Source organism: Frondihabitans sucicola (assembly GCF_030296615.1).
Lineage (GTDB): Bacteria > Actinomycetota > Actinomycetes > Actinomycetales > Microbacteriaceae > Frondihabitans > Frondihabitans sucicola.
This window is the reverse complement of record NZ_AP027732.1, coordinates 3550005-3567647: the sequence shown is the minus strand read 5'-3', so window position 1 is coordinate 3567647 and position 17643 is coordinate 3550005. Positions and strand designations below refer to the sequence as shown.

Here is a 17643-nt window from a genome sequence, read left to right as displayed (position 1 = left end):
GAGTCATGAGTGCACCGGATCAGGAATATCGCCTGCCCAACGGAGGGCCGAGCATCGCGGCGCTCCCGAAGGTCTCCTCCACGATCACCTCGACGGCGGCCTCCGACCGTCGACGATCATCGAGCTGGCCGGCGAAGCCGGGATCTCCTTCCGGCGTCGTCTCCCGCCGAGCTCGACGCGTGGTTCGTGTCCCAGAGCAACTCCGGCTCGCTCGTCGACTACCTCAAGACCTTCGACGTGACCATCGCCGTCATGCAGACGGCTTCCGCGCTCAAGCGGGTCGCGCACGAGTTCGTGCTCGATCTGGCTGCCGACGGCGTCATCCACGGCGAGGTGCGCTGGGCGCCCGAGCAGCACCTTCAGCAGGGCCTCACGCTCGACGAGACGGTCTCGGCCGTTCAGAGCGGCATCGACGACGCGATCACCGATCTCGCCGAGCGCGGCCACGAGATCACCGTCGGCCAGCTGGTCACCGCCATGCGTCACGCCGACCGCTCGCTCGAGATCGCCGAACTGGCACTGCGTCACCGTGAGAACGGCGTCATCGGCTTCGACATCGCCGGTGCCGAACTCGGGTTCCCGCCGTCCAACCACCAGCCCGCCTTCGACCTCCTGGCGCGCGAGTTCTTCCCCGTCACCGTCCACGCCGGCGAAGCCGACGGCCTCGACAGCATCAAGAGCGCCCTCTTCGACGGAAGAACCCTCCGCCTCGGCCACGGCGTGCGACTCGCCGAAGACGTCAGTGTGATCGACCGCGACGGCGACCACACCACGGTCGGGCTCGGGCCGATCGCCGCCTGGGTGCGCGACCGCGAGATCGCGCTCGAGCTTTCGCCGTCGTCGAACCTGCAGACCGGTGCCATCCAGCAGTGGGGCACCGAGGTCTACGATCACCCCTTCGACCTGCTCTACCAGCTCGGATTCCGCGTCACGGTCAACACCGACAACCGGCTGATGAGCGCCACCAGCATCAGCCGTGAGCTCTCCCTGCTGGCCCAGGCGTTCGACTACGACCTGGCCGACCTCGAGACCTTCCAGCTCAACGCCGCCGCGGCGTCGTTCCTGCCCCTCGAAGATCGCGAAGACCTGGCCGACCGCATCGTGGCGGGGTTCGAGAAGGCCTGATCATGACCCTCCCTCCGCTCCCCGACGAAGCCATCGTGATCGGCGCTGCCGCCGCCGATTGGCGCGCGGCCGTGCGGGCGGCGGGGGCAGCGCTCACCGCGTCGGGCGCCGCCAAGCCGGGGTACTCCGACGCCATGGTCCGCATGATCGAAGAGCACGGTCCCTACGTCGTGATCGCTCCCGGGCTCGCTCTCGCACACGCCCGGCCCGACGACCAGGTGCTCGACAACGGGCTCGCCGTCGTCACCCTCGCCTCGCCGGTCTCCTTCGGTCACCCCCACAACGACCCGGTGAGCGTTGTCCTCGGCCTCGCGGTCGAGTCCGTCGGGGGTCACCTCGAGTCGATCGCCGACATCGCCAACGTGTTCAACGACTCCACGGTGATCGGAGCGCTCGCCGCTGCATCGACGCCCGACGAGGTCCGGAGCCTGATGGGCGTTGCATCGACCGGAGAGGTCGCCTGATGAAGATCGTCACCATCTGCGGAGCCGGTATCGGCTCCAGCGGCATCCTCAAGGTCAACGCCGAGCGCGTCCTGGCCAAGCTCGACATCGAGGCCGATGTCGTCGCAGCCGACATCGGGAGCGTTCGCGCCGTCGCCGAAGACGCGCAGGTGATCCTCACCTCGGCCGAGTTCGTCGACGCCATCGGCCCGACGTTCGCCGACGTCATCGTCATCGTCAACCACTTCGACCAGCAAGAGCTGGCAGAGAAGCTCGAGCGCGCGCTGGGCTGATGCGCGCCGGCCGGGGCCGGCCGGGGGCCGGCCCGACGGGGTTGCGGCCGCACCGACCCCGCCGACGGTCGGCCCGCTGCAGCTACCGGAGCAGGGCCCGCACCCCGGCGTCGAGATCGGCGACCACAGCGTCGGCGGCGCGGCGGCGTGCGGCGGGAGCGCCGGAGGTGCTCCAGGCGTCGATGTAGACCTTGAGCTTCGGCTCGGTGCCGCTCGGGCGCACGATCACCCGGGAGCCGTCGTGCGTGTCGTCGCCCGAGAGCCAGAAGCGAAGGATGTCGCCGGGCGGGAACTGCTCGAATCCGGGCTCGAAGTCGTCGAGCCTCTCGACCGGGTGCCCACCGATCGAGTCGGGCGGCGTGGAGCGGAGGGCCGTCGTGATCCGAGGGATCTCGGCCAGATCGGAGACCCGGAGCGACACCTGTGACGAAGCGAACGCGCCGAATCGCTCGTCGAAATCGCGCAGGTGCTGCTCGAGCGAGGAGCCCGACGTCGCCAGTTCGGCCGCGAGGGCCAGGATGTCGACCGCCGCCGAGATGCCGTCTTTGTCGCGGACCTTGGCGGGATCGACCAGGTAGCCCAGGGCCTCTTCGTAGCCGAACACGAGACCCTCGACGCGCGACACCCACTTGAAGCCGGTGAGGGTGTCGGCGTACGGAAGGCCGTAGGCGTCGGCGACTGCCTGCAGAGCGGGGAGGAGACGATGCTCGCCGCAAGGGTCCCGGAGCCGCCCTCGCGTGTCACGCGTTCCGCTGCGCGCCAGCCCAGGATGGCGCCGACCTCGTTTCCTGAGAGGCGGTGCCACGCCGCGCCGTCATCAGAGCCGGAATCGCCTGTGGGAGCCGCGCCTGCCTCGGGCCTCGCCGGTGACGGGATCGCGACGGCAAGTCGGTCGGCGTCGGGGTCGTTCGCGATGATCAGATCGGCCCCGACGCGGATCGCCGTGGCGTACGAGAGATCCATCGCACCGGGCTCTTCGGGATTGGGGAAGGCCACGGTCGGGAAAGCAGGATCGGGGGCGACCTGTTCGGCGACGGGAATCGGCTCCGTGAAGCCCGCAGTCGCGAACACTCGGCGAGCGACCTCCCACCCGACCCCGTGCATCGCCGTGTAGACGACGCGGGGCTGGAGCGAACGACCGGTCGGGGAGCCGGCGACCGCCGCCGTGAGCCGTACGTAATCGGTGACGAGATCGTCGCCGGCCGTGACGTAGTCGTCGGAGCGGGGAAGATCGAGCACGGACCCCTCGGCGACCTTGCCGATGAGCGCGGCGATCTCGCCGTCGACCGGGCCGACGATCTGCGAGCCGCTGTCGGCACCGCCGAGATAGACCTTGTAGCCGTTGTCGCGGGGAGGGTTGTGGCTGGCCGTCACCATGACCCCCGCGCTGGCGTCGAGATGGCGGACGGCGAAGGCGAGGACCGGAGTGGGCAGTGCCCGCGGCAGCAGCGTCGCGGCCACGCCGGCTGCCGCCATGATCTCAGCCGTGTCGCGGGCGAAGACGTCGCTGTTCTTGCGCCCGTCGTAGCCGATGACGATGGACGGCCCCGCGGCGTGACCGGTCGCGGAGTCCGTGGCCTCGGGAGAGGAGCCGGCGGGGTCGGGAGAGGATGCGCGCGACAGCAGGAACGCCGCGAAGCCCGCCGCGGCCTGGGCCACGAGGACGCGGTTCATGCGCGTGGATCCGGCGCCCAATTCGCCGCGGAGACCTGCGGTGCCGAATTCGAGTCGCCCGTCGAAGCGACCGGCCAGGTCGTCGATCGCCGCGTGGTCGCCGTCTTCGGCCGCCGAAAGCAGCCCGCGCAACTCGTCGCGCGTCTCGTCGTCGGGATCTTGGGCCGCCCAGGCCTCGGCGCGGGAGCGGAGGTCGGCGGGAAGAACGTGATCGCTCACAGGGCCGCCACCACGCGCGCGAGGAGATCGCTGATCACGGGCTCGGCGTCGCGGCCGGCCTGAAGGACCTCGGCGTGACTGAGCGGTGTCTTCTGGATGCCGGCAGCGAGGTTGGTGATCAAGGAGAAACCGAGGATCTCCATGCCGGCCTGGCGCGCGGCGATGGCCTCGAGGCTGGTCGACATGCCCACGATGTGCCCGCCGATGGCCTTCGCCATCTGCACCTCGGCCGGCGTTTCGTAGTGCGGGCCTCTGAACTGCGTGTACACGCCCTCGTCGAGGCTCGGATCGATGCTGCGGGCGAGGTCGCGCAAGCGCTTCGAGTAGAGGTCGGTGAGGTCGATGAATGTGGCACCCTCGAGCGGCGAGTCGGCGGTGAGGTTGATGTGGTCGCTGATGAGGACGGGGGAACCGGGTTTCCATGTCTCTTTGATGCCGCCGGCGCCGTTGGTCAGGATCATGGTCTTCGCGCCTGTGGCGGCCGCAGTGCGGACGCTGTGCACGACCCGTCGGACCCCGTAGCCCTCGTAGTAGTGCGTTCGCGCACCGATGACGAGAGCGTGCCGACCGTCGGCCAGCTCGATGCTGCGAAGCGAGCCGGAGTGCCCGACGACCGCGGACGCGGTGAAGCCCGTGATCTCGGAGGCGGGGATCTCGGCGACGGTGTCGCCCAGGAGCTCGGCGGCCTTGCCCCAGCCGCTGCCGAGCGTGAGGGCGATGTCGTGGTGGGCGACGCCGGTGGCGCGCGCAATCTCGTCGGCGGCGGTCGCTGCGATCTCGAACGGGTCGGCAGCGGGGTCGTCGAGAGGATTCGTGGGGGTCGAAGACATGCGATCCACTCTAGGGGCGGCCGAGGACGCTGAGTGCGCTCATCCACAGCGCCGAGTGCCCACTCACAGGCTCGAGTGCCCACTCACAGGCGCGCGCCCCAACGATAATGAGCACATGAGCTACGAGTTCGAGCGCAAACACCGCATCGCCATCGTCGGCGGCGGCCCGGGCGGGTACGAGGCCGCGCTGAGTGGCGCTCAGCTCGGGGCCGACGTGACTCTGGTCGAGGGCGTCGGCGTCGGCGGTTCGGCCGTCATCACCGACGTCGTGCCGTCCAAGGCGCTCATCGCGGTCGCCGAGGCGAGCAATGCCATCGGCGAGGCGGCCGACCTCGGCGTCCAGTTCTTCACGCGAGGCGAGAACGCGCGACCCGTGCGACCCGAGGTCGCGGTGAACCTGCAGGCCGTCAACGAGCGGCTCGTCCGACTCGCAAGGCAGCAGTCGGAGGACATGCGCGCGCAACTGATCAGGGCGGGCGTCCGCATCGTCTCGGGCGTGGGGCGCCTCGCCGGGCCCGGAACGATCGTCGTGTCCACGGTCGGAGTCTCCGAGACCGGGCGCGCTTCGGTCGGAACCGACTTCGACCGGATCGAAGCCGACACCCTCGTCGTCAGCGTGGGAGCCCGCCCCCGCGAGCTCGATTCCGCGAAGCCCGATGGCGAGCGGATCCTGACCTGGACTCAGCTCTACACGCTGAAGGCCGTCCCGGAGCACCTGATCGTCGTCGGATCCGGGGTCACCGGTGCCGAGTTCGCCAGCGCCTACACCGCCCTCGGCTCGAGGGTCACGCTCATCTCGAGCCGCGACCAGGTGCTGCCCGGGCAAGACGCCGACGCCGCACGAGTCATCGAGGACGTCTTCACGCGCAACGGCATGACCGTCCTGTCGAAATCGCGTGCCGCCTCGGTCGAGCGCACCGAGGACGGCGTCGTGGCGACCCTCTCGGACGGGCGCAGGATCGAGGGCAGCCACTGTCTCCTCGCCGTCGGCTCGGTCCCGAACACGTCGGGTATCGGCCTGGAGGAGTCCGGGATCCAGCTCACCGAATCGGGCCACATCCGTGTCAATCGCGTGGCACGCACCTCGATCCCGGCCGTGTACGCCGCCGGTGACTGCAGCGACTTCCTTCCCCTCGCCTCGGTGGCCTCGATGCAGGGCCGCACGGCCGTCTTCCACGCCATGGGTGACGCGGTCACGCCGATCGAGCTCCGGAACGTCACCTCGAACATCTTCACGCAACCGGAGATCGCCACCGTCGGCTGGACCCAGCAGCAGATCGAGGACGGAATCGCCCAGGGCGAGATCTACAAGCTGCCCCTGGCCTCCAACCCGCGCGCGAAGATGATGGGTATCCGCGACGGCTTCGTGAAGATCTTCGCCCGTACGGGCTCCGGCACCGTCATCGGCGGCGTCATCGTGGCCCCGAACGCGTCCGAGCTGGTGTTCCCGCTCGCGCTGGCCGTCGAGCACCGTCTCACCGTCGACCAGGTCGCACGCGCTTTCACCGTCTACCCCTCGCTCTCCGGCAGCATCGCCGACGCCGCTCGCGCGATGCACATCGTCAACTGACGCCGGTTCTCCACAGGGCAGGATCCACGGACCCGTTCTCCACAGTTGGCTTTCGTCGCCCCGGTGTCGCCGCCGGCCCCGCCATCCTCGAGGCATGGGACCACTGCAGGCGGCATTTCAGACGGGCGGGGGATTCGCGACGTACCCGCAACTCTGCGCAGAGGGTGCGACGTCGCGGTCGCTCCGGCGGCTGGTCTGCGACGGTCGGATTCTGAGGTTGCGGAGGGGTGTCTACGCGCTGCCGGGCGCTTCCGGCAGCGGAATGGTCGCCGTTCGGCTCGGCGCACGACTGGCGGGCGTCAGTGCGGCGGAGAGCTTCGGCCTCTGGGGCGGGTGGGACGAACGGCTGACGGTGTGCGCGCCGAAGAACTCCTCCACGGCGGGCCGGCCCGCACCGGCCCGTGGGGCGGTAATCGGTGAACTCGGTCCTCGCGTGCACTCGACCGACGATCCGCGCGATTCGGCGTGGTGTTGGCGCGTCGCGCTCGATCGTTGCCTCCTGCAGACGCTTCGCTGGAGCGACGAGGAGACGGCGATCGCGGTCGTCGACACGGCGCTCACCGCCAAGGTGATCGACAGGGAGAGCTCCTCGCCCGCACCGAACATCTGCCGCGAGAGGGCTCGCTCGTCCGTCGTACGCGGGCAGGGTCAGCGTCCGGCGTCGAGTCGATCTTCCGCCAGCGAATCGAATCGACGGGGCTGCTCCTGACGCAGCAGCCGAAGATCGACGGTATTGGTCTCGTCGATTTCCGCGTCGACGGAACACGGGTGCTCATCGAGGTCGGCGGCTATCGGTTCCCCTCGACACCGCAGAAGGTCGCAGACGACCGCCGGCGAGATGCCGAGGCTCGACTGCGGGGCTACGTCCCGCTCCGATTCACCGCGTTACAGGTTCACGACCGGTGGGAGTGGGTCGAGAGTGTGGTGCTGGGAGTCCTGGGGTGAAAGGCTCCTGTGGTGACAGGGCGTCCTCTGTCAGCGACCGACATGCGACACCACTTCCGCGAGGTGCCCGGCGGGCCGGCGGCCCGGCTGCCCGGTGGCCCGGCGGAGCTGCGCAGGGCACCGGACGCGCGTCGCGCGACGCAGAACGTGACCGAGGGTCAGTCGCCGATGGAGAGCAGGACGTGCCCCGACGAGACGGTCGAGCCGACGGTGGCGTCGATCCCCGAGACGGTGCCGTCGCGGTGGGCCGACACGGGCTGCTCCATCTTCATGGCCTCGAGCACGAGCACCAGGTCGCCCTTGACGACCTTCTGCCCCTCTTCGACGGCCAGCTTGACGACCGTCGCCTGCATGGGCGCTGTCACGGAGTTGCCCGTGGCACCGGCGCCCGCTCGGCTGCCCGACGAGCGGCGGCGTTGCGGGGCGGCCGGGGCGACGGCGCGCGAGCCCAGCGTGGCGGGGAGGGTGACCTCGATGCGTTTGCCGTCGACTTCGACGACGACCGTGCTGCGCTCGGGAGCTACGCGGGGTGCCTCGGCCTCGCCGCTCCAGGGCTCGATGGTGTTGTCGAACTCGGTCTCGATCCAGCGGGTGTAGATCGAGAACGGCTTGCCGTCGGCCGGCGCGAAGGCCGGGTCGACGACGATGGCGCGATGGAAGGGCAGAACCGTGGGCAGGCCCGCGATCTCGAACTCGTCGAGGGCGCGACGGGCGCGCTCGAGCGCGTCTTCGCGCGTGGCACCGGTCACGACGAGCTTGGCGAGGAGCGAGTCGAACGATCCGGAGATCTCGTCGCCGGCCTGCACTCCGCTGTCGATGCGCACGCCGGGCCCGCCCGGGGCCTTGAAGACGTGGATCGGGCCGGGCGCCGGGAAGAAGTTGCGGCCGGCGTCTTCGCCGTTGATCCGGAACTCGAACGAGTGGCCTTCGGCGATCGGGTCGTCGTAGTCGAGCACGCCGCCCTCGGCGAGACGGAACTGCTCGCGGACCAGGTCGATGCCGGTGACCTCTTCGGAGACCGTGTGCTCCACCTGGAGGCGCGTGTTGACCTCGAGGAACGAGACGGTGCCGTCCTGGCCGATCAAGAACTCGCAGGTGCCGGCGCCGACGTAGCCGACCTCGCGGAGGATCGCCTTCGACGCGGCGTAGAGCGCGGTCTCCTGCGGCTCGGTCAGGAAAGGGGCAGGTGCCTCTTCGACGAGCTTCTGGTGGCGGCGCTGCAGAGAGCAGTCGCGGGTCGAGATGACGACGACGTTGCCGTGCTCGTCGGCGAGGCACTGGGTCTCGACGTGACGCGGCTTGTCGAGGTACTTCTCGACGAAGCACTCGCCGCGACCGAAGGCGGCGATCGCCTCTCGGGTCGCGGAGTCGAACAGCTCGGGGATCTCCTCGCGCGTTCTGGCCACCTTCAGGCCGCGGCCGCCGCCTCCGAAGGCCGCCTTGATGGCGACGGGAAGACCGAACTGGTCGACGAACTCGAGCACCTCGTCGGCGCCCGAGACGGGGTTCAGGGTTCCCGGGGCGAGCGGGGCCCCGACGCGCTCGGCGATGTGGCGGGCCGAGACCTTGTCGCCCAGCTGCTCGATGGCGTCCGGTGACGGGCCGATCCAGATCAGGCCGGCGTCGATGACCGCGCGGGCGAACTCGGCGTTCTCGGCGAGGAAGCCGTAGCCGGGGTGCACGGCGTCGGCTCCCGAGCGGCGGGCCACCGACAAGATCTTGTCGATCACCAGATAGGTGTCTGCGCTGGTGGTTCCGTCGAGCGAGTAGGCCTCGTCGGCGAGGCGGGCGTGGAGGGCATCTCGGTCTTGGTCGGCGTAGACCGCGACGGAGGCGATGGAGCTGTCTCGCGCGGCGCGGATGACCCGGACGGCGATCTCTCCACGGTTGGCGATGAGCACCTTGGTAATACGCGGCATGAGAACCAAGCCTACGGGCCCGACCTCACTGCCCTTTGGCTGCCCCGCACAAAACCCTCCCGCACCGCGAGAGGTGCTCTACAAGGGAGGGTCGTATGACACTACAAACCCCGTGCAGCAGGGGAGTTCCAGAGCTGATTCCACTCGATACCGAAATGCTCGGAGAAGAGGCGCCGGAGCACCGGGACCGACAAGCCGACCACCGCGCTCGGGGTTCCGACGATGTTGGTGATGAACGCGCCGGCGAGACCGTCGATCGTGAAGGCCCCCGCGACCTCCAGGGGTTCGCCGGAAGCCACGTAGTGGGCGATCTCGGAGTCGCTCAGGTCGTCGGCGAAGGTCAGCTCGGCCGAGGCCGTGGCCGAGTGGCCCGCGTGCGGTCGTCCTCCTCGGTGATCGATCAGGTGATGCCCCGAGAACAGCACCCCCGACCCGACCCTGGCCATCTGCCGCCACCGCTGGGTGGCCACGACGGGGTCGTGGGGTTTGCCCAGCACCTCCCCCTCGATCTCGAAGGCCGAGTCTCCTCCCAGCACGAAGCCGTCGATCGGTTCGCCGTCGACCAGGCTCCCGATCACGGCCTCCGCCTTGGCGCGGGCGAGAAGGGCCACAGTCTCGGTGGCCGAGAGGGGGCGCCCGAGGATCAACGCCTCTTGCGCCACCGCCTCGTCCTCGTCGACGCCGGGGGAGATCAGGATCGGCTCGACGCCGGCCGCGCGGAGCAGCGAGAGGCGGGCCGGGCTGGTGCTGGCGAGGTAGAGGCGCACGGTCATGGGCCCAGCCTGGCAGAAGAGTCGCGGGTGATCCCAGCGTGCCTGCGGATGCTCCGGCGGGCCGCTCCGCCGTGTCCATGCGTCACACTGGAGCCATGGGTGACATGCAGGGCCACGACGTCGAACTCGACGTCACCTCCATCGCGCACGGCGGCATCTCCGTCGCGCGACTCGACGGTCGTGTCGTCTTCGTGACCGACGCGATCCCCGGCGAGAAGGTCGTTGCGCGCATCACCGACGATCGTAAGAAGTCGTTCTGGCGAGCCGACACCGTCTCCGTCCTGGAGCCGTCGGAGCATCGGCAGGCCCACGTGTGGTCGGCGGCGTCGATCGATCGTGATCCTGCTCGGCGCGCCGGCGGAGCCGAGTTCGGGCACATCGAGCTCTCTCACCAGCGCGAGCTGAAGCGCCAGGTGCTCGTCGACGCTCTCACGCGCATGGGGAAGGTCGACGAGGAGACGACGAAGGGCATCACCGTCGAGGCGCTCGACGGCGACGACGACCTCTCCGGTACGCGATGGCGCACCAGGATCCGGCTGCACGTCGACGAGGCCGGCCGACCCGGGCCGTATGCGGCTCGTTCGCACACCGTCGTCGCCGTCGACGACCTGCCGCTGGCGACGGAGGCCGTCGAGGCCGCGGCCCCGCTCGAGCAGCTCTTCGCGGGCGAGGAGCAGATCGACGTGCTGGCGCCGAGCGACGGCGGCGCTCGCCTCATCGTGGGGAGCCAGGCCAGGACGACCGTGGTCGAACGAGTAGGCGACCGCGAGTTCCGCCTCGACGACGGCGGGTTCTGGCAGGTGCACCGCCTTGCCGCCGGCACCCTGACCGCAGCGGTGCAAGACCTCATCGACCCCGAGCGGTTCGATCCTCGGGCGATGAACCTCGACCTGTACGGCGGAGTCGGGCTGCTCGCCGCCGCCGTCGGCGACCGCTTCGGCCAGGCCACGCGTATCACCAGCGTCGAGAGCGACACCCGCGCCACGGACCACGCCGCCGAGAACCTCGCCGAGTGGATCGGCGCCGCGGCGGTCACCGGTCGGGTCGAGCGCTGGATCACCGAGCTCGCCACGACCTCGTCACCGGGCGAGCGGCAGCGCCTCCGCGACGCGACCGTCGTCCTCGACCCTCCCCGCTCGGGGGCTGGCAGGGAGGTCGTCGAACGGATAGCGTCCATCGAGCCGGCCCAGATCGTCTACGTCGCCTGCGACCCCGTCGCTCTGGCTCGCGACATCGCGCTCTTCGCGGAGCGTGGGTACCAGCTCCAAGACCTCCGGGCCTTCGATCTGTTCCCCAATACGCACCATCTTGAAACAGTGGTGCGCCTGAGCCGTTAGGCGCCTCCCGGCCCAGTAAGATTTGGGCTGTGACGCCCGGGGATCAGGGCCCCGACGCGCCCATCGAACGAAGGATGATCGTGCCAGAATCCACGACCGAAGCCAGCGGTGCCAACCCGGCGAACCCGAGCACCGAGCCCGCGAGTGCCGCGCCCGGCAGCACCCGCTCCGTGCGCGTCGCCATCGTCGACGACCACGAGTCCGTCCGGCTCGGCATTCAGGCCGCGTGCCAGAACGAGGGCTTCGACGTCATCCTCACCGCCGCCGGCGTTCAGGAGTTCGTCGACAATCTGGCCGGCCGCGAGGTCGACGTCGTGGTCCTCGACCTGTCGCTCGGCGACGGTTCGACCGTGACCGAGAACGTGAAGCGCGTCCAGGCCACCGGTTCGGCGGTCCTCGTCCACAGCATCGCCGACCGAGTCGCCAGCGTGCGCGAGGCGCTCGCCGCCGGCGCCGCCGGGGTCATCCCCAAGTCGTCCGCGACCAAGACCGTCATGGCCGCCGTCGCGACGGTCGCCCGCGGCGACGTCCTCAACAACCTCGAGTGGGCCAGCGCGATCGACGCCGACCGCGACTTCGCCAAGGCTCAGCTGGGGCGGCGCGAGCGCGAGATCCTGCACCTCTACGCTTCGGGCCTTCCGCTCAAGCTCGCCGCGCAGCAGCTCGGCATCGGGTACTCGACCGCCCGCGAATACCTCGACCGCATCCGCGTGAAGTACGTCGAGGTCGGTCGCCCGGCTCCCACCAAGGTCGACCTGCTCCGCCGGGCCGTCGAAGACGGCATCCTCCCGGGCCTCGACGCGGACGGCGGCGATGGCCGCTGACGGAGCCTCGTCCGTTCCAACCTTCCGACCGAGGCAGACACGCAATCCGATCAGCGGGCCGCTGCTCGACAAGATCTTCGCGCGCGCTCTGGCCGCCCTCGGTGTGGTCTTCGGCCTCCAGGCCGTTCCGTTCGTCATCGCTCAGCAGCCGAGCATGCAGGTCGCCTGGGGCTGGATCATCTCCATCGCCATCTTCGGCGGCTTCATCGCCATCGGCCTCGCCAGTACCGTCATGCGCGGTGTCGAGACCGCGGCGGCCTTCGTCGCCATCTCCTTCCTGGTCGCACTGATCACCTGGCCGTTGGCCGTTCAAGATCCGACCCACGTGCAACCCCAGGTGCCGTGGCTCTGGTACCTCGTCACCGTCGCCACCTCGGCGGCTGCCGTCGCCTTCTCCCTCTGGGTCGCGACCGGCTACCTCTTCCTCGCTCCCGTCATCTACGGGCTGATCCGGATCACGCCCTCCGGCGGCGGGGTCGAGCCGCTCCGAGCCGCGCTCGACGCGTCGTACTCGATCATCCTGGGCGGGGCCGTCCTGATCCTCATCACGCTCCTCCGGCAGGCCTCCATGTCGGTCGACACGGCGCAGAACATGGCCGTGGCCCGCTATTCCAGCGCCATTCGTGAGCACGCCACCGAACTCGAGCGGGTCCAGGTCGACGCGATCGTGCACGACAGCGTCCTGACGACCTTCATCTCGGCGTCTCGAGCCTTCTCGCCCGACGAGCGAGCACTGGCCACGACGATGGCGCGCAACGCGATGTCGCACCTCACGACGGCTGCGAGCGTGACCCCGTTCGACGAGTCGTCGACGAGCCTCACCTCGATGCGCGAGCGCATTCAGGTGCTCGTGGCCAACCTCGGCGCCGACGTCGAGGTGCGCGCCAAGGGGCTCGACGACCACGTGATCCCGGCGAATGCGGCCGAGGCGCTCTACTCCGCGGCCGTCCAGGCCATCGTCAACAGCGTTCAGCACGCCGGCGGGGACGACGTCTCGCGCTGGGTGAGCGTCAACTGGGCGCGAGAGATGGTCACCGTGGAGGTCGGCGACACCGGCTCCGGGTTCAACCCGGCCGCCGTGCCCGGCGAACGGCTCGGCGTGCGCGTGTCGATCACCGAGCGGCTGGCCAACGCCGGCGGCGAAGCCTCGATCCACACGAAAACCGGATCGGGCACCGTCATCCGACTCACCTGGCCCCGCGCCGTCCCACGCCCGCAGGCCGTTCGGACGCACGTCGTGGAGGACGAAGAATGAACGTCAAGCTGCCCCGCTGGCTCCCCATCGGGCTCGCCGCCCTCTTCTCGCTCTACCACCTGCTGCTGGCCGCCGTCTCGCTCGACATGCCGACTCACGCGGGGCCGGTCGTCGTCACGATGGTGCTGTACGCGATCGCCACGGCCCTGGTCCTGTACCCGACGAAGTCCCGCAACCTCACCCTGCCGGTCTGGATGGCCTGCGTCGCCCTGGCGGTGGCCGTCATCCTGCCGCTGGTCGTCGCGTCGCAGCTCGACCCGCATCGCACGGGCGGCAACGGATACGCGACCTGGTACGTGGCCGCCGTCGGCACGCTCATGGTCATCGTCTCGACCCGGCGTCGCCACGGCTTCGCCTGGTTCGGCGTCGGGTTCCTGGTGGTCCACTCCGTCATCTGGAGCGGAAACTTCGCCGAACTGGCGAGTCTCGGCGTCGTCGGCAGCGTGAGCTGGGTGGGTATCTCGCACGCCCTCCAGGCGACTCTGGCCCGGGCCAGTCGCGATACCCGCGAGTTCATCCGAGCCGAGCAGGAGGCCGCCGACTGGCAGGCCGCCCAAGAGGCGCACGTGAACGAGCGGCAGTTCCGCCTGCTGCAGACGGGGCGCACCGCGCGGCCGATGCTGCAGCGAATCGTGGCGACCGGCGGCGATCTCTCGCCCGAAGAACGTCAGGAGTGCCTGAACCTCGAGGGCGCCATCCGCGACGAGATCCGTGGCCGCCGGCTCCTCAGCGACGACGTCCGCCGAGAGGTCATGGCGGCGCGCCGGCGAGGCACGATCGTCAGCCTGCTCGACGAAGGCGGCATCGACGATCTCGACGACGTCGAACTCGAGCGCGTCCACCGCGAGTTGGCCGATGCCATCCGTGATGCAGCGGCCGACCGGCTGATCATCCGGACGGTCTCCGCAGGATCCGAGTACGCGGTCACCGTCGTCGGGCTCAGTTCCGAAGACCTCGAGTCGAGCGCCCTCGGCTCCAGCACCGCGGCCGACGACGACTTCGACGACGAGGACGAAGACGACGGAGAAGACGAGGTCAGCCTCTGGCTGCAGATCCCGCGCTCGAAGGTCGCGTCCGAGCACGTCGACGCCTGACCTGCCGCCGAGGTGCATTTCGACCTGGAATGTCCCCCATTCGAGTGTCGTGACGCATACGAAACGCCGGGGGATCCCCACAACGGGGGGCATCGGGGGCTCGTGACCGACTGTTTTTGCACCCCGTTGTCCCCCTAAATGACGACTTTTGGCGGGCCTCCCAGGGCAGCATTATTACTAGTGCTAGGTGTCTCTCTCAGAGTTACACCACCGAACGAGGGTCAACTAGGGTAAGCGGGCCCATCATCGTTCGGGGGCGAGTCGGGGCGACATTCGGGTTGTCGCCCCGACTCGGGGATTTTGCGAAGGGCCGGACTGGGTGTCCGGCCCTTCTGCAATCCCGGCCCTTCTAGAGGTGCCAGCGAGGTCCCTGTCGCGCGGTTCTGTCCGGCCTCGGCGTGGCTCGCCTCAGCGCGGCCGCAGGACAGCGCCGTAACCGTCCGCGGTCACGACACCGCGTCTCCGGTGAGAGCGGTTCAGCCCGCGTGTCGGCTCCACTGGCCGGGTCCGACCGTGATGGCGCCGCGCAAGCCGCGGCGGCTCTCCTCCCAGGCAGAGATCACCTGCGGAGCCTTCTGAGCGGCCGCCTCGGCTGCTCGCTCGGCCTCCAGCGAGGCCAGGACGGCTGTGACCGCCGCGACCTCGGCCGGAGTCGGGTTGCCCGAGAGCACCCTGATCGTCGGCGTGTCCCCGTCGCTCTGAGGGGGAGGGCGTGTCGCCCGCTCACAGCGGGATGTTCCCGTGCTTCTTGGACGGCAGCGACGCCCGCTTCGTGCGGAGCGCCCGGAGCGCTTTGATGACTGCGACGCGGGTGGCGGCCGGTTCGACGATGCCGTCGAGCTCACCGCGCTCGGCCGCGAGGAACGGCGATGCGACGTTGTACGTGTAGTCGTTGGCGAGCTTGGTGCGCACCGCGTGGACGTCTTCGCCGGCATCGGTGGCGCGCTTGATCTCGGAGCGGTAGAGGATGTTGACGGCTCCTTGCCCGCCCATGACCGCGATCTCGGCGGTGGGCCAGGCGAGGTTGATGTCGGCACCGAGCTGCTTCGACCCCATGACGATGTAGGCCCCGCCGTACGCCTTGCGCGCGATGACCGTGACGAGCGGCACGGTCGCCTCGGCGTACGCGTAGAGGAGCTTGGCGCCGCGGCGGATGATGCCCGTCCACTCCTGGTCGGTGCCGGGAAGGAAGCCGGGGGTGTCGACGAGGGTGAGGATCGGGATCGAGAACGCGTCGCAGAAGCGCACGAACCGTGCCGCCTTCTCACCGGCGTCGATGTTGAGAGTGCCCGCCATCACGTTCGGCTGGTTCGCGATGATGCCGACCGAGCGGCCTTCGATGCGACCGAGGCCGATCACGATGTTGGGGGAGAACAGGGGCTGCACCTCGAGGAAGTCGCCGTCGTCGACGATGTGCTCGATCACCGTGAGCATGTCGTACGGCTGGTTGGGCGAGTCGGGGATGAGCGTGTTCAGCTGCCGGTCGGCGTCGGTGGTCTCCATCTCGGGCGCGACGTCGTAGACGGGCGGATCGGTCAGGTTGTTGTCGGGGATGAACCCGAGGAGCGTCGCGACGTAGTCGAGTGCGTCGTCTTCGTCGGCGGCCAGGTAGTGCGAGACACCGGAGATCTTGTTGTGGGTGAGCGCTCCGCCGAGTTCTTCGAAACCGACGTCTTCGCCGGTCACCGTCTTGATCACGTCGGGGCCGGTGACGAACATCTGACTGGTCTTGTCGACCATGATGACGAAGTCGGTGAGAGCGGGCGAGTACACGGCCCCGCCCGCGGCCGGGCCCATGATGATCGAGATCTGCGGGATGACGCCCGACGATTTGGTGTTGAGCCGGAAGATCTCGCCGTACTTGCCGAGGGCCACGACGCCCTCCTGGATGCGTGCCCCGCCGGAGTCGAGCATGCCGATGATCGGCACGCCGGTGCGCAGCGCCAGCTCCATGATCTTGACGATCTTCTCGCCGGCCACCTCGCCCAGGGAGCCGCCGAAGGTCGTGAAGTCTTGCGAGTAGACGGCGACCTGCCGGCCACCGATCGTTCCTGTACCCGTGACGACGGAATCGCCGTAGGGGCGCTTGGCGTCCATCCCGAACGCCGTGGTGCGGTGGCGGACGTACTCGTCGATCTCGACGAACGACCCTGCATCGAGCAGTTGCTCGATCCGCTCGCGGGCGGTCTTCTTGCCTCGGGCGTGCTGCTTCTCGAGGGCGACGGCTTCTGGCGCGTCCACTGCTTCGTGGTAGCGCTGCTTCAGGTCGGCAAGCTTGCTCGCGGTGGTCGCGGGTACGGGCTGGGTGGGCTCTTCAGTCACGCCGACCACTCTACTAACCGCGCCAGGAGGCCCCCGGCGCTTCGTCGCTCGTCGTGCGCAAATGACCGCCGAACGAGAAAATGAGCGGCGAGTTGCGCACGACGAAGGTGGCCGGCGTCCGGCACCGGTAGCGTCGTGGCGTGTCCACCCGCCGCGCCGCCCGCCGAACCCGCCTGGGGTGGGAGGTTCTCGGGGTCCTGCTCGCCGCTTCGTCCTCCGTCGTCGCCCTCGCGCACGGCCTGGCCGGGGCCAAGCGCAGCCTGCTCCTCGACGACGGAGACTCGGTGCTGCTGCCGCTGATGCTGCGATCGATCGAGCGAGGCGAGCCCTTCGAATGGGGCATGTCGCCGGTCCTGTTCGCTTTTCCCGAGCTGCCGCTGTACGCCGCCTCGGCGGCCGTCACCGGCACCGTCGCGGCAGCACTCCTCCTCAACGGCGTGCTCAACGTCGTCCTGCTCTACGCCCTGCTGCGGTACGCCGCGGGCCGCGTGATCCGGACGCGACCGGAGCAGGATCCCGCCCTCGTCGTGATCCGGCCGGTCGCTGCCGCCGTCCTGGGCGTGTTCGTCGTCGTGGCACTGAGCCTCCTCGAGAGCCGTCCGGGCGGGAACACCGGCGAGATCGCCTCGCTCTACCTGACCACGACCTACTACTCGGGCACGGTGATGGCGCTGGTCGCGACGGTGGGACTCGTCGCGCACCTGGCCGGCCCGCTCGACGGACGAGGGCGCAGGATCCTGCTGCCCGCCCTCGGCATCGGGCTCATCGCAGCCGTGTCGACCCTGTCCAACCCGCTCTTCGTCCTCTGGGTGACGGCGCCGCTGGTCGCGGCGCTCGCCGTGCTGTCGTTCGTGCGCTGGCGCGCCCGGATCCGTGACCCCTGGTGGCGGCCGTCCGCCACCGCGCTGGCGCTGCTGGCCGGTTCGGCGGTGGGCTATCTCGCGCGGCACCCGCTGCAGCGCTTCATCATCGCCGACAAGAACGAGTACTTCCGCTGGGGGAGGAAGACCTGAGCCTGCG

The 17643-nt window shown here is 69.5% G+C and carries 14 protein-coding genes and 2 pseudogenes; 10 read left to right on the top strand and 6 right to left on the bottom strand.

All coding sequences use genetic code 11. The features are described from left to right. Window positions 1-5: 5 nt before the first annotated feature. From QUE79_RS18335 to QUE79_RS18325, 3 genes and pseudogenes are all read left to right on the top strand, one after another. Window positions 6-1125, top strand: a pseudogene (locus QUE79_RS18335) (adenosine deaminase). Between the two features lie 2 nt (window positions 1126-1127). Continuing rightward, window positions 1128-1589 (top strand): PTS sugar transporter subunit IIA, encoded by a 462-nt coding sequence (locus tag QUE79_RS18330; RefSeq protein WP_286344324.1) that lies wholly within the window; start codon window positions 1128-1130, stop codon window positions 1587-1589. Beyond that, window positions 1589-1861, top strand: a complete 273-nt coding sequence (locus QUE79_RS18325) for a PTS sugar transporter subunit IIB (RefSeq protein ID WP_286344323.1) — start codon at window positions 1589-1591, stop codon at window positions 1859-1861. The genes QUE79_RS18330 and QUE79_RS18325 overlap by 1 nt, the downstream gene beginning before the upstream one ends. An 82-nt stretch (window positions 1862-1943) precedes the next feature. On the opposite strand, the pseudogene QUE79_RS18320 reads toward QUE79_RS18325, so the two are convergent. Together QUE79_RS18320 and QUE79_RS18315 are read right to left on the bottom strand one after the other, a co-directional pair. Further along, window positions 1944-3754: pseudogene (locus tag QUE79_RS18320) on the bottom strand (phospho-sugar mutase). Beyond that, on the bottom strand, window positions 3751-4584 hold the full coding sequence (locus tag QUE79_RS18315; RefSeq protein WP_286344322.1) for a purine-nucleoside phosphorylase: 834 nt from the start codon (window positions 4582-4584) through the stop codon (window positions 3751-3753). Before QUE79_RS18315 ends, QUE79_RS18320 begins: the two are co-directional and overlap by 4 nt. A 115-nt stretch (window positions 4585-4699) precedes the next feature. Here QUE79_RS18315 and QUE79_RS18310 point away from each other — a divergent pair, with 115 nt between their 5' ends. Both QUE79_RS18310 and QUE79_RS25830 read left to right on the top strand, forming a co-directional pair. Further along, window positions 4700-6154, top strand: coding sequence for an NAD(P)H-quinone dehydrogenase (locus QUE79_RS18310; RefSeq protein WP_286344321.1), 1455 nt, complete (start codon window positions 4700-4702; stop codon window positions 6152-6154). 94 nt (window positions 6155-6248) lie between these two features. Then, window positions 6249-6863, top strand: a complete 615-nt coding sequence (locus tag QUE79_RS25830; protein ID WP_350271583.1) for a type IV toxin-antitoxin system AbiEi family antitoxin domain-containing protein — start codon at window positions 6249-6251, stop codon at window positions 6861-6863. Between the two features lie 394 nt (window positions 6864-7257). Here QUE79_RS25830 and QUE79_RS18305 read toward each other — a convergent pair whose 3' ends face one another. Then, entirely contained in the window at window positions 7258-9018 is a 1761-nt protein-coding gene (locus tag QUE79_RS18305) for an acetyl/propionyl/methylcrotonyl-CoA carboxylase subunit alpha (RefSeq protein ID WP_286344320.1), read from the bottom strand. A 101-nt stretch (window positions 9019-9119) separates the two neighbouring features. Next, on the bottom strand, window positions 9120-9791 hold the full coding sequence (locus tag QUE79_RS18300; RefSeq protein ID WP_286344319.1) for a Maf family protein: 672 nt from the start codon (window positions 9789-9791) through the stop codon (window positions 9120-9122). A 95-nt stretch (window positions 9792-9886) separates the two neighbouring features. Between QUE79_RS18300 and QUE79_RS18295 the strand changes: the two genes are divergently transcribed. The 4 genes from QUE79_RS18295 to QUE79_RS18280 all read left to right on the top strand — a co-directional run bounded on the left by QUE79_RS18295 (window position 9887) and on the right by QUE79_RS18280 (window position 14301). Beyond that, window positions 9887-11128 carry a class I SAM-dependent RNA methyltransferase gene (locus QUE79_RS18295; protein ID WP_286344318.1) on the top strand — a complete coding sequence of 414 codons (1242 nt, stop codon included), beginning with the start codon at window positions 9887-9889 and terminating at the stop codon, window positions 11126-11128. 170 nt (window positions 11129-11298) lie between these two features. Then, entirely contained in the window at window positions 11299-11952 is a 654-nt protein-coding gene (locus QUE79_RS18290) for a response regulator transcription factor (RefSeq protein ID WP_121371674.1), read from the top strand. Further along, on the top strand, window positions 11942-13207 hold the full coding sequence (locus tag QUE79_RS18285; RefSeq protein ID WP_286344317.1) for a sensor histidine kinase: 1266 nt from the start codon (window positions 11942-11944) through the stop codon (window positions 13205-13207). Before QUE79_RS18290 ends, QUE79_RS18285 begins: the two co-directional genes overlap by 11 nt. Then, entirely contained in the window at window positions 13204-14301 is a 1098-nt protein-coding gene (locus tag QUE79_RS18280; RefSeq protein ID WP_286344316.1) for a DUF8320 family protein, read from the top strand. The genes QUE79_RS18285 and QUE79_RS18280 overlap by 4 nt, the downstream gene beginning before the upstream one ends. A 476-nt stretch (window positions 14302-14777) precedes the next feature. Here QUE79_RS18280 and QUE79_RS18275 read toward each other — a convergent pair whose 3' ends face one another. Together QUE79_RS18275 and QUE79_RS18270 are read right to left on the bottom strand one after the other, a co-directional pair. Next, window positions 14778-14972 carry an acyl-CoA carboxylase subunit epsilon gene (locus tag QUE79_RS18275; protein ID WP_286344315.1) on the bottom strand — a complete coding sequence of 65 codons (195 nt, stop codon included), beginning with the start codon at window positions 14970-14972 and terminating at the stop codon, window positions 14778-14780. 52 nt (window positions 14973-15024) lie between these two features. Next, the gene (locus QUE79_RS18270; protein ID WP_286344314.1) at window positions 15025-16623 is read right to left on the bottom strand and encodes an acyl-CoA carboxylase subunit beta; all 1599 of its coding nucleotides are present in this window, start codon (window positions 16621-16623) and stop codon (window positions 15025-15027) included. A gap of 140 nt (window positions 16624-16763) precedes the next feature. Between QUE79_RS18270 and QUE79_RS18265 the strand changes: the two genes are divergently transcribed. After that, a complete protein-coding gene (locus QUE79_RS18265; protein WP_286344313.1) occupies window positions 16764-17636 on the top strand; it encodes a hypothetical protein in 873 nt (290 codons plus the stop codon). Window positions 17637-17643: the final 7 nt, after the last annotated feature.